Raw genomic sequence first — 12930 nt, 5'->3', positions numbered from 1 at the left:
CGCTGACAGACCTCCGCCCTTGCCGAACACCGTTCGTCCCAGAGGAGACACCCATGTCTGAGCAGAAGCTCGCAGCAGAAGTACGCACCGAATTCGGCAAGGGCTTTGCCCGCCGCGCCCGCATGGCCAACCAGATCCCCGCCGTCATCTACGGCCACGGCGCCGAGCCGATCCACATCACCCTGCCGGCCAAGGCCACCACCCTGGCCGTCCGCACCGCCAACGCCCTGCTGTCCCTGGACATCAACGGCGAAGAGCACCTCGCCCTGGTCAAGGACATCCAGCGCAACCCGATCAAGCAGATCATCGAGCACCTCGACCTGCTGACCGTCCGCAAGGGCGAAAAGGTCACCGTCGACGTCCCCGTCCACGTCACCGGCGAGGTCGCCCCGGGCAACGTCCACAACCTGGAGATGACCACCCTCTCGCTCGAGGCCGAGGCAACCCACCTGCCGACCGCCATCGAGGTCAGCATCGACGGCCGCGCCGCCGGCGAGCACATCCACGCCTCCGACGTCGTGCTGCCCAAGGGCACCGTCCTGCTGACCGACGCCGAAGCCCTGGTCGTGAACATCTCCGAGGCCGTCGAAATCCTCGAGGAAGAAGAGACCACGGAAGAGGCTGCCCCGGCCGAAGGCGCCGAAGGTGCCGAAGCCGAAGAGACCCCCGAGGCTGCTGCCGAGTAATTCCGGCGTATTCTCAGGTGGCCGGGTCCCGATGGGGCCCGGCCGCCGTCGTCTCCGCTCCCGCCGCCCTGACCCGCCGCCTATTAAAAGGATGGATCCATGACCGACAGCTGGCTGATCGTAGGCCTCGGCAACCCGGGCACCGAATACGCCCACAACCGGCACAACGTCGGCCAGATGGTGCTCGATGAACTCTCCGCCCGGGTCGGCGGCGGCTTCAAGTCGCACAAGTCCCGCGCCCAGGTCCTCGAAGGCAGGCTCGGCATCGGCGGCCCGCGAGTGGTGCTGGCCAAGCCCCTGAGTTACATGAATGTCTCCGGCGGCCCGGTCTCCGCACTCGCGAAGTTCTACGACGTCGACCCCGCCCACGTCATTGCCGTCCACGACGAGATCGACATTCCCTTTAATACGGTCAAACTGAAGATCGGCGGCGGCGAAGGCGGCCACAACGGCCTCCGCGACATCTCCAAGGCGCTGGCCACCAAGGACTACCTGCGGGTCCGCGTCGGGGTGGGCCGGCCGCCGGGCCGGATGGACACCGCGGATTTTGTGCTGCGGGACTTCGCGACGGCGGAGAAGAAGGAGCTGCCGTTCCTGATCGACACCGCCGCCGACGCCGTCGAGGCGCTGGTCCGGGACGGGCTGCAGGCCGCCCAGCAGAAGTTCCACCCCGCGAAGGCGACGTAGCCGGCGCCGGCCGGGTTTCCTTTCCAAGCGTCCGCTGTGCCGCTATGATCTGTCTACTCTCTTGTCGGGGGATAGGGTTACGCTACTTCTAGGCGGACGGAGACGGGTTTGCCGTCCGCAAAGCGGTACAAAGGAAACTAGATGTCGAGGGATTCGCTGGGCTGGGGGAATGTTTCCATTACATTGGCGCCCGCCGAAGATCAGCACGCCGCGGGGCCGGTGAATAGACACGCGTGGTCAGGACTGGCCCGCGGAGCAGACGCCGACCGTGTCCGGGCTGCCCTTATCGCGCCCGAGAGCATGGGCGTGGTCATCACCGGGGACCGCGGCGTCGGCAAATCCCTGGTCGGGCGCAGCGCCCTCGCCGGCTTCGGCCCCGACGTCTACACCCTGCAGCTGCGCACCTCCGGACCCGGCGCCGCCACTCCTTACGGCTGCCTCGCGTTCACCCTCGCCCGCCTTCCGCAGAGCTCGCTCGGCTCGCCGACGGCGATCCTGCACGGGATCACCTCGCTGATCCGCAACGACGCGGCGGGACGCAAATGCGTGATCCTGGTGGACAACGCGGCGTCCCTTGACGAGCAAAGCACCGGGGTGCTGCTTAACCTGCTGCAGACCGGCACCGCCCGGCTGATCGCCACCGCGCAGCGCGCCACCGACCTTCCCCCCGACTTCTACTGGCTCATCACCTCCGGGCAGCTCGCCGAAGTCCGGCTCGCCAGCATGACCGAGATCGAAACCCGCGAGGTGCTCCAGGCCGCGCTGGGGCACCGGGTGTCAACCGCCCTGGCGAGCCAGATGCACGAGCTGGTCGGCGGCAGCCCCACCCTCCTGCAGGCCGTCGTCTCCGAGCAGATCGAACGCGGCAACCTGGTGCTCTCCGGTTCGGTCTGGACCCTCCTCGACGAGGTCGTACTCGACGGCAAAACCGCACTGGAGGACATCGTCAGGGCGCGCTACGCCCGGGAGTCGCCCGAGGCCCGCGAAGTCATCGAGGTGCTCTCCTGCGCCCGCTGCATGTCCCTGTCGAGGCTGGCCAGGATGTACGGGCCGGGACTGATCGCGGACATGGAGGACGCGGGCCAGATCGTCGTTGACCGCACCGACCGGCACTTCGTGACGCTCGGTGACCGGTATCTGGGCGACATCGTGCGGAACTGGCTCAGCGTGGAGCGGCGGCTTGAGCTGCGCGACAAGGTCCCCGGCCACCAGGAGGACGAGCTCGGGGAACTCACGGTGGAGGACCTGCTCGCCTACGCGGCGTGGACGCACGACTGCCACGCCGAGCTGGCGCCGGCCCACGCGCTGGCTGCCGCCCAGGCCGCGGTCCGGCTCTTCGATCCGAAATTCGCGCTCAAATGCGCCGGCAGCATCGCACCCGGCGACAGTGAATGGCCCGCGGGGCAGCTGCAGAAGGCCGCCGCGTACCTGCAGCTTGGCCTGCCGCTGCAGGCGATGTCCGCCCTCGACGATGTCACCGAGGCGCAGATCAACGACCTCGCCCCCGAGGCCTTTGCCGAGCTGATCGCTGCCAAGGCCGACTGCATGGCCTGGCTGGAGGACCGGAGCGGGAAGGTTCCGGAGCTCATCCGGCAGGCCCGGCTGCGGCTTCAGGAGTTCCGCCGCGAAGATGGCAACGCGGACGCGCTGGCCCGCGCCGGCCTGTGCCTTGACCTCTGCGAGTTCAACTACCTGTCCTTCATCGGCGATTACCAGCCCATGATGGACCGGCTCGCTGCCGCCGCGGCGAGTGCCGATACCGACGCCATCGACCCGGTCCACCGGCTGCGCACCTCGATCATCCTGATGGAGGCCCTGTGCCTGACGGGCAAGGAACTGCAGGCCCGGGAGCTGATGCGCGACATCGGCGGACGGCTCGGTGAATGGGCCAACGTCCCGCGGATCCGGGAGAACTTCGCCTGGCGTTCCTTCAACGTCCTGCTCCTCTCCGGCCAGTGGCGGCAGAGCATCGACATGCTCAAGGACGCGAGCGGGCGCGCCGGGCATGGCCTGCACTCCGGCAGCGCCGCCACCGACCTCGCCGTCGGACTCGCCTACGTGTACGCCGGCCGCGGCTACCTGGCCCTGGACCCGCTGCTGGCCGCGATCGCCCAGCTTGAAGTCAGGACCAGCCTGCACGCGCTGCGCCAGGCCTACGCCGCCACCGCCTTTGCCTACGCGCAGATGGGGAACTCCGTGCAGGCCACGGTCTACCTGGACCGCGCCCGGTCCGCGGACGGCCCGGCGCGCTTCGTCGTCAGCAGTTCGGCCGAGTTCTGCATGGACATGGCTTCCCGCTGGCTGGGCGACCCCGACGCGAAGGACCGGCTGGTCCACGCCGCCGAGCGGCACTTCCGGAACGGGCTCTACACTCTGGCGGGCATCAGTATGTTCGGCGCGACCGTCAACGGCACCGTCAAGGACTTCCAATTCCTGGAGGAGATCGCTGCGCTGCGGGAGGGCCCGCTGGCGGAGCTGTCCCGGGTGGTGGCGGTCGGCAGCCGCAAAAAGGACGCCGTGACCATGCTTGAAGCGGCCGAACTCGCCGCCGCCTTGGAGCTCGACGCTGTACAGGCCAGGTGCGCGGCCCTCGCCTTTGATTTTGCCAAGGCCGCCGGGCTGGCCGGCAGCGCCACGGCAGCGCACAGCATGCTGGAATCCTTGTCCGACTCGGTGCCGGCTTTGCCGGTCGTTCCGCACAACAAGGGTCCGCTGCTGACCGAGCGGGAGCGGCAAATCGCGGCCCTTGCCGGCAACGGTGTTTCCAACAAAGACATCGCCCTGGAAGTGGGCATCTCGGTTCGGACAGTGGAGGGGCACTTGTACCAGGTATTCACGAAGCTCGGAGTGTCCTCGCGGAGTGATCTGCTTGGACTCATCTAGGGTCCGCGCAGCCGCTCCCGGCGAAGCCCGGCAGGGTGTCCTGACCGGACGCTCGGAAGACCTCTCATCGGCGGTGGAGGCACTTCAGGGCGGCACACACGTCGCCGTGCTGCTGCTCGGTGACCACGGGATCGGCAAATCGCAGCTGATGGAGGCCGTGGCCGAGGAGCTTCGCGGCCAGGTGACGCCGGTCCGTCTGCACGGGAGCCCGGCGCTGAGCCACGTGCCGTACGGTGTGCTCGCACCGTTCATCGTGGGCCTGCCCGTGGAGGACGCCACCTCCCAGCTGGCCGTGCTTCGGACCTTCTGGAGCTACCTGGAAGGGCAGCGGCGGACAACGCAGAAGCCGCTGCTGCTGATCGTCGACGACGCCCACGACCTGGATGAGGCAACGGCGGGGGTGCTGGTGGAACTCGCCGCCGCCGGCTGGGCCAAGCTGCTGGTGGGCGCGGCGGCCCGCCCGGGTGTGCCCGAGCCGCTCCTGCAGCTCTGGTTCGAGGGCATCGCCGAACGGCACGACCTGCGCCCGCTCACGCGGGAACAAACGACCGAAATCCTGGCGGACCGGCTCGGCCCCCAGGTCCTGCCCAATGTCGCCGAGGTGCTCTGGGAGGCCTCCGGCGGCAACCCGCTGCTGCTGGGCTGCCTGGTGGACGACGCGATCAGCGACGGGACGCTGCTGCAGCGCAACGGGGTGTGGCTGCTCGCCCGCCCGCTGAACAGCCACGGCGAACGGCTCACCGACGTCGTCCGCCGCCAGCTGCTGCGGCGCCCGGCCGAAGAACGCAAGGCGCTGAACCTCGTGGCGCTGGCCGAGCCGGTGTCCAAGGCTCTGATCGAGGCCATGGTGGACGAAGCCACCGTCGCGGGGCTGGTCGAACAGGAACTCCTCCGCGTCTCCGAGGGGGCCGAGCCCGAACTGCGGCTCTGGCACACCGTCTACGGCGACACCCTGCGGAACCTGGTTTCCCCCGCCCGCAGCCTGCAGCTGCGCCAGAGCCTGCTGCGGCTGATGGACCGGGAACCGGCCTCGGCCGAGGGGCTGCTGCGCCAGGTGAGCTGGTCGATGGAATGCGGTCTGGAGGTCGAGGACCGCCAGCTGCTCCGGGCCGCGATCCTGGCCGGCAGGCTCTTCCAGGACGACCTGGCCCGCAAGGCGGCCTCCCGGGTCAAGGACCCGGAACTGCAGCTCGCGGCCCGGGCGGTGATCGCACGGACGTATTACAACACCTCCAACCACGCGGCGGCGCGGGACATCCTGGAGGCGGATTTTGCCAGGGGACGTACCCTGGACAGCCTGCTGGCAGGCTCGCTGCTGTGGGCGGCGGTCCTCTCCGCGCTCGGGCATACTCCGGCGGACATCATGCAGCGGGCCGGGGCGCTGCTCCGCGCCGGCGAACGGCTGGCCGCGGACAACCCCGCCGACGCCGAGGGCATCCTCGCGGCGACGCGGGAGCGGGTGCGGACGATCCGCGCCATGGTCCTGGCCCTTGCCGGCGACGCCGAGGCTGCCGGGGCGGCCGGCGGCGATGCGGCGGCCCAGGACGGGGGCCAGCCTCCGGCCAGCAACCTCGAGAGGGCCTTCGGGCTGGCGCTGGAAGCGGAACAACTCCTGCTTGCGGGCAAACCGGACAGCGCCTACGCGGTGGCGGCCGCCGCACTGGCGGCGGCCGGGACCGACCACGACGAACTGTACTTCCTCTCCGATTTCCTGGTGGTCCGCGCCGTCACGGCGGCGATCCACGGCGGGGACTGGGGCGCCGCGGACAGTCTGCTCGAGGGCTTTGTGGCGGGGTTTGGGCCCAGCTTGATCACCTTCGGCGGCGGCGTCCACACCGCCGCCGGGATCGTCCTGCTCTACCAGGGCCGGGCCGCCGAGGCCAAGCGCACGCTGCGGGCAGCCCTCGAAGCCCTGCGGCTGGCCGACCCCCAGCAGCTGTTTTCGCTGACCGCCGCGATGGCGTTTGCCGCCGCCGCCGACGCCGGCTTCACGGAAAAGGCCGCCGGGTTCCTGGCGGACTACGAATCCGCCCGGCCGCCTGTCTCCCGCTACCTGCGATGCCTCGCCGCCATGGCGGTGGTGTACGGCAAAGCCCGGCTCGGCGGCTACCGCCACGCGGCGGAGGAACTGCAGCGGCTCGGAAACCCCGTCGGGGATGGCAGCACTGCGGGGCTGGAGTTCGATGCGCTGGCCTTCCGGCTGGCGCTCGGCGACCGGGACGCGGCGGTGCGGCTGCGCGAACTGAAACCGGAACTGGAGGGCCGCCGGGCGCGAGCCGTCTGCGGTTACGCCGCGGCGATCGGATCCGGTCTCCCCGGGGGGCTGCTCGACGCGGCCAAGACCTGCGAGGAGGCCGAACTGTGGGGCTTTGCGGCCCTGGCGTACGGCGACGCCGCCACGACCTACCATGCCGCCGGCGACAGCTTGCGGGAGCGGATGGCGGCGGCCCAACGGCAGCGCTGCCGTGACCGTGCCGACAGCGCTTCCGGGGAGGAGCCGGCCGGCCAGGATGACACCCTCGGACTCCTGACCCGCCGGGAACGCGACATCGTGGCGCTGGCCGTCCGGGGCCTGAGTGACCGGCAGATTGCCGCCGATCTGCAGGTTTCGGTCCGCACCGTCGAGGGCCACCTGTACCGCAGCTACGCCAAGCTCAACGTCAAGGGACGCGAGGAGCTGCGCCGAATGGCCGAGGAGTAGGTGGTGCCTGCCCGGCCGGGGCGCGCTACGGCCGGGGGCACTCGGAGTTAGCCGGCGGCTACTTGGTATGCCGCCCCAAGAGCCCGGCGGGATTCGAGTACAGCCGCGTAGGCACCCGGGCCATACCCGCCGGGCAAACGAGTACTACTTACGGATGCCTTCGCCGCGCCCGGTCCTTAGCGTAGAGCTATCACTGGTTAAACATTGATTGCGAAGGTCTCTCCCATGTTCCAGCAAGAAGCCGGCGTGCCTGCCGGCAGCGGCAAAACGGACGCGATTCCACCAGCGCAACGCCCCCCGCGCGGGCGGCAGGAAAAACCCTTCACCCGCCAGCACATCGTGGCGGACGTCCTGGAAACCCTGACATCAGGAACGGGCTGCGGCGTCGTCCTGGTGGGGGAGCACGGGGCCGGAAAATCCTTCATCGCCCAGCGCACCCTGGAGCAACTCGGTGACGACTACCTGGTCGTCCAGGTCCGGGGCAGTTCCATTTCATCAAAACTTCCCTATGGCGCCCTGAGCGTGCTGCTCAACGACCTTGATGCCTCCCACCTGGAGCACCCGCTGATGGTGCTGCGCGGACTCACCCAGCTCCTCCACGCCAAAGCCCAGGGCCGGGCCATTGTCCTGTTTGTGGACAACGCCCACGACCTTGACGACTTGTCATGCATGATGGTCGCCCAGCTCAGCGCCGGGGGCCACGTGACCCTGCTGGCCGCCTGCGTTGACCTGCCGCACGTGGGCGGCGACATCATGGGGCTCTGGAAGGATGATCTGCTCCGCCGCGTGGATCTGGAGCCGTTTGATTTCGCTGAAACTGCCGCCACACTCAACCAGGAATACGGCGGCCACTTCTCGCACACGGCCGCCCGTGCGCTTTGGAGCGCCAGCGGCGGAAACGCCCTGTTCCTGCATTCCCTGGCCCGGGAACAGATCAAGCTCGGAACCATCGTCCGGCAGGAGGGCGCCTGGGTCCAGAGCGGCGGCTCCATCGCCCTGACCGGCGAGGTGCGCGATGTCGTCAAGGCGCGGTTGAACCGGCTCAGCCCGGGCCAGCGCGACGTCTTCGAACTGATCTCCCTGGCCGGCGCCGTGCCGCTGCAGACGCTCATGCGGATCTTCAACCCGCAGGACATGGACAACCTGCAGGAGCGTGCGCTGATCCAGGTCGGCCATGACCACCCGCCGATGGTCAGCGTCGCCAACACGGTGACCGCCGCCATCGTAGCCAGTGTGGTCCCTCCGGGCCGCAGCGCCGAGCTTCGGCGCCGTCTGACCGCGGTGCTGGCCGACACCGAGCAGGGCGAACCCGCCGGATCCGCCGATGTCGCGTGGGCACTGGACTGCGGGGAACAGATCAGTTCCGCCACGGCCCTCGCCGCCGCGCACCTGGCCAACAGCTCCTCCGACCCCGCCTCGGCGCTGCGGTTCATCCACGAAATCGACGGCGGCGAGGCGCTCGCCGGAGTGGCCATCGAATCCGTGCACGCCCAGATGGCGGCCAACGACGACGAGTCCGCCCGGCGCCTCCTCCACCGGCTGGACGGCGCAGCCGGTGCCGGGCTTCCGCTGCCGGAGTGGGTTGCCCTGCAGCTGCTGCGCGTGGATCTTGACCTGCACAGCGCCGCCACCGCAGGCGATGCCCGGACCAGGCTCGGCCTTGTCCGGGACCGCCTCTACGGCCCCGCCGCGGAAGAACCGGCGCAGCTGCAGCCGGCCCGGGAGCAGCTGCGGCTGGCCGAAATTCGGCTGGCAGCGTTCGAGGGCCGCTATGGCGATGTCCTCGCAGCCCATGCCGGACCGGATGCGGAGCTGGGAACCGAAACCGGGCTGCTGACGGCGAGCCTGTTCTGCGAGGCCATGTCCGTTACCGGCAATGTCCTTGGCGCCATGGCCCTGGGCAAGCAGGTTGTCGCCGCGGCCGCCACCGTGCCGATGTCCGACCGCGCCGTCCGCGAGATCAGGGGCAGGTTCCTGCTGCTGATGCTGCTCTCGGCGAAGTTCCGCGAGGCCTCGGCCTTCCTCGCGGCCACCTCCGGCACCGCGGAGCCGCAAACGCGCCTCGGCGGGATGTTCGAGATCGTCCAGGGCGTGATCGACCTGCACGCCGGACACCTGGACGGCGCCGGGCCGTGGCTTGAGGCCGGGATGTGGCAGCTGCGGATGCAGGACCCGGATGCCTTGTCCTCCCTGGCCACAGCGGCCTGCGCCTATGCCGCCGGGCTTGCCGGGGACGAGGAAAGGGCCAGCCTGCTGCTGGCCGACGTGGCGCAGCCGCAACGTGCCAGCTCCTGGCTGGTGGACCGGATGACCCGCTACTTCGAACTGTGCGCGCTGGCCGAACTGGGCCAGCGGCCCGCGGCGATCCGCACCCTCGTCGCCGATTCGGATGCCGACGTCGAGGCGGGCGCCACGGCCACCGCCCTGCTCTTCCTGTCCGCGGCGGCCCGGCTGGGCGACCGGCAGCTGTGCCAGAAGCTCGCCGGACTCGCCGGCAGGGTGACCGGGCAGTTCGCCCTGCTCTGCCTGCGGCTGGCCGACGGTGTGAAGGACTGCGCCAGCGAGCAGTTGCTGGCCGTTGCCAAGGATGCCGACGCCTCGGGGAACGCGGTGTTCGCCCGGGACGTGGCCCGCCGCGCCGTCCACTGTGCCAACGAAGCCGGAAACCGTATCGCGCTCCGTGTCTCCCAGCGCACCGAACAGTCCCTCGACGACAGGTTCGGCAGCCCCAAGAACGGCCTCCACTCGCTGACTACCTCCACCCTGACTGCCCGGGAATGCGAAGTTGCGGTCCGGGCCGCGGCCGGAACATCGAACCGCAAGATCGCCGAACAGATGCATGTCTCGGTCCGCACGGTGGAGGGGCACTTGTACCAGGTGTACGCAAAACTCCATGTCGCCAGCCGATCGGAGCTCAAAGATGTCATCTCGGGACCGGCGGCCAGCGCCCGCATCGGTTGATCCGCGCGGGGCCTTCCGGGGCCCCGGACGCGGTCGACGGCGGCGGGAGTGGCCCTGAGTGGAAAGCCTGACTGATGCCGCGACCCTGATCGGCCGGTCCGGCGTCGTCAAGGAGGTGGTTCGCTGCCTTCGTGACGAGGGCAGGGCCGGGGCCCTGATTGTTGGAAGCTCCGGGTCCGGCAAAACCGCCGTCGTCAAGGCCGTCCTGGCGGAACTGCACCCGCAGGGAACGGTGATCAGGCTCGCTGCGACGCCGGCGCTCGCCGCCGTCCCGTTCGGTGCACTGGCACCCTATCTGGCGGGCCTTCCGGCCCATGACCTCGACTCCTACGCGGCCGTGCTGGGCGCCGTCACGGCCAGCCTGAGGGCCGAGCCGACGCTGGCGTTGTTCGTGATCGACGACGCCCAAAGCCTGGACGAGGGGACCGTCCAACTCCTCGCGCAGGCGGTCGCCACCGGCGCGGCCCGGCTGCTCGCCACCTGCCGTCCGGGCCCCCTGATCCCCGAGGAGTTCCTTGCCCTGTGGGATGACGGCATCATCGCGAAGTTCGACCTGGCGCCGCTCAGCCGCGCCGAGGTGCACCAGCTGTGCGAACAGGTTTTGCGCGCCGAGGTGTCGCCGTGGGTGAGCGAGCTGTTCGCCCACCTGACGGACGGCAACCCGTTTATGCTGATGTCCCTGATCGAGCATGCCCGTGCCACCGGAGCCATCGGCCAGCGCCGCGGGGCGTGGTTCCTCCTCGCGCCGCCGGAGCTGGGAGACGTCCCGGCCGCGGACCTGCTGGACCACCAGGTCCGCTCCATGTCGCCGGAGGAAAAGACGGCGGCCGCGATCGTTGCCCTGGCCGGGCCGCTCTCGCTCGGGCAGATCCTCAGGTTCAGCAGCCCCCGGGCCGTCGACGCGCTCGAGATGGCCGGGATCATCACCGTCTCGCGGGACCGGGACCGGATCGTCAGGCCCGCCAGCCCGCTCATCGGGGAGATCATCCGCCGCCGGGTACCCGCGGGACGGAGCGCGGGTCTCCGGGCCAGCCTCCTGGCGCTGCCCTGGGCGGGTGCGGTTCACCCGGACGCGTTCATTAACCAGTTGCGCTGGGCACTGGATTCCGGCGCGGAGGTCCCGGCCCCGGAACTGCTCCGGGCGGCCACGGCCGCGAACATCGACCTTGATGCCGCGACGGCGCTCCGGGTAGCGGGCGCCATCGGGGACGACCGCTACCTCTCAGAGGCCAAGATCCAGCAGGCCTATGCGAACTACATCCTGGGCAGGCGCGAGGCGTCGGCCGGCTACCTGGAGGCCGCGCAGCCGGTGCGGTACGGCCAGGCCTCCTATCTGGCCGCCCTTTTGGCGGCCCGGCTCGGACCGGCGGCGGCAGCCCTGGAGCTTCCGCGCGACGACGGCGGCGGGGATCCGGAAACGGCCGGTGCCGCCCAGCCGCGCTGGGCGGGACCGGCCGTGGGTATGGCCACCGGCCTCCTGCTGGAGCGCTGGGAGGGCCGGACCGCGGAGCTCGAGGCCCGGTTGCAGGGGCTGGCCGCCGCCGCGGAGAGCAACCCAGAGATCCGCATCCCTGCGGTGTCGCGTCTGGCGGAGGTGCTGACCGCGCAGGGCCGGGTGCTGTCCGGCCTGGGCATCGACCGGGAAGCCTGGCGCGGGGTGCAGGGCGGCGGCCTGGCACTGCCTCTGGTCTACGAAGACGTGCTGGCGAGGCACTGCCTGAACCTGATCTGCGCCGGCGAATGGGAGGAACTCGCTTCCGTCCTTGACGACTACACCACCGCCCTGTCGCCGCGCCTGCTGTACAGCGGGGGCATGCTGCATGTGATGCGCGGCTACTCCCGGCTGCGGCAGGGCCGCATCCCGGAAAGCCGCACCGAGCTGCTGTTGGGGGTGGAAGAACTCCTGATCGCCGACCCCTGGGAGCTGCTCGCCTTCGCGCACGCCGTGGCGGCCTACGCCGCCGCCGCGGCCGGACACCCCGGGGACGCGGCGGAGCAGACGCTGGCGTTCCGCAGGACCGGCTACCGCGAGCCGGCGACGCTCCTGCTCCTCGCGGAGGCCTACTGCACGGCGGCGGAGGCTGCCTCCGGCCTTGATTCCGGCAACGCCCGCCGCGAACTTGACCGGCTCGCGTCCGAAGCGCAGCGGCAGGGGCTGCGGGGGGTGGAAACCGACATCAGGCGGCTCGCGCTGCGCGGCGGGGACACCGGGGCGGCGGCGGCCCTGGCGGCCAGCAGCGGGGCCGTCGAGGGCCCGGAGGCGCGCCTGCTGCGGGACTACGCGCTCGCCGTCGCCGCCTCTGATTCGACCGAGCTTATGGCGCTCAGCGACCAGGCCCTGAGCGCCGGCTACCTGCTCCTGGCGCTCGAAGCCGCCCAGCAGGCCGCACAGCTGCTTGAACACGACCCGGACAAGTGGAAGCTCACCGCGGTCCAGCGCAAGGTCCACCACCGCATGGTCGCCGCCGGCATGTCCGGGCAGATGAACATCGTCCGCGGCGAACACTACGCCGACCTCACCGCCCGGGAAACCGAGATCCTGAAGCTGGTGGCCGGCGGGGCCACAAACGCCGAAATCGCGGCCCGGCTGACCGTGTCCCAGCGGACCGTCGAAGGCCACCTGTACCGCATCTTCGGCAAGCTCGGCGTCAGCCGCCGCGGCGAGCTGATGGACATCCAGCGCGATCTTCCGCTGCCTTGAGCGCGGCCGGGCTGGCCTCAGCAGGGCCCGAGTGCGCCATTCAAGGGTTTTTCACCGTTGCCGCAGGGGATCCCGCGTATCTACTGCGTGACCTGGGCGGCGTCCGGGAGTATGCCTAAGTAGTGGCCCGGCGTAGACCGCAAGAGAAGTCGGGTAACCCCTACTCGTGTGCAGATGAGGCCTCCGCGATTGACTTAAGTCAGTCCCAGGAACGACTCACAAAGGTCTCAAAATGAGTAACTACAGGGCGGTATTCGACTGCGGGCAGCGCCCGCGGAGGAGCAGGGCCACAAGCCTGAGTTCCAGCGCCG

Annotated in this window: 6 protein-coding genes; all 6 read left to right on the top strand. The window is 70.0% G+C overall.

What is annotated here, in order from left to right; genetic code table 11:
• Positions 1-53: 53 nt before the first annotated feature.
• The 6 genes from AC6I9V_RS03730 to AC6I9V_RS03705 all read left to right on the top strand — a co-directional run bounded on the left by AC6I9V_RS03730 (position 54) and on the right by AC6I9V_RS03705 (position 12619).
• The gene (locus AC6I9V_RS03730) at positions 54-686 is read left to right on the top strand and encodes a 50S ribosomal protein L25/general stress protein Ctc (protein WP_349412533.1); all 633 of its coding nucleotides are present in this window, start codon (positions 54-56) and stop codon (positions 684-686) included.
• A 99-nt stretch (positions 687-785) separates the two neighbouring features.
• Positions 786-1373 carry an aminoacyl-tRNA hydrolase gene (pth, locus tag AC6I9V_RS03725; RefSeq protein WP_497898393.1) on the top strand — a complete coding sequence of 196 codons (588 nt, stop codon included), beginning with the start codon at positions 786-788 and terminating at the stop codon, positions 1371-1373.
• A gap of 219 nt (positions 1374-1592) precedes the next feature.
• Positions 1593-4256: a helix-turn-helix transcriptional regulator gene (locus AC6I9V_RS03720; protein WP_497898392.1), complete on the top strand. Its 2664-nt coding sequence runs from the start codon at positions 1593-1595 to the stop codon at positions 4254-4256.
• The gene (locus AC6I9V_RS03715) at positions 4243-6957 is read left to right on the top strand and encodes a LuxR C-terminal-related transcriptional regulator (protein ID WP_497898391.1); all 2715 of its coding nucleotides are present in this window, start codon (positions 4243-4245) and stop codon (positions 6955-6957) included. The genes AC6I9V_RS03720 and AC6I9V_RS03715 overlap by 14 nt, the downstream gene beginning before the upstream one ends.
• Positions 6958-7182: 225 nt before the next feature.
• Positions 7183-9918 carry a LuxR C-terminal-related transcriptional regulator gene (locus AC6I9V_RS03710; RefSeq protein WP_497898390.1) on the top strand — a complete coding sequence of 912 codons (2736 nt, stop codon included), beginning with the start codon at positions 7183-7185 and terminating at the stop codon, positions 9916-9918.
• Positions 9919-9976: 58 nt separating this feature from the next.
• Entirely contained in the window at positions 9977-12619 is a 2643-nt protein-coding gene (locus AC6I9V_RS03705; protein ID WP_497898389.1) for a LuxR C-terminal-related transcriptional regulator, read from the top strand.
• Positions 12620-12930: the final 311 nt, after the last annotated feature.

Source organism: Arthrobacter sp. SlRoot2-15, from assembly GCF_059739345.1.
The sequence above is the reverse complement of the archived record's forward strand: the minus strand, read 5'-3'. Positions and strand labels throughout refer to the sequence as shown.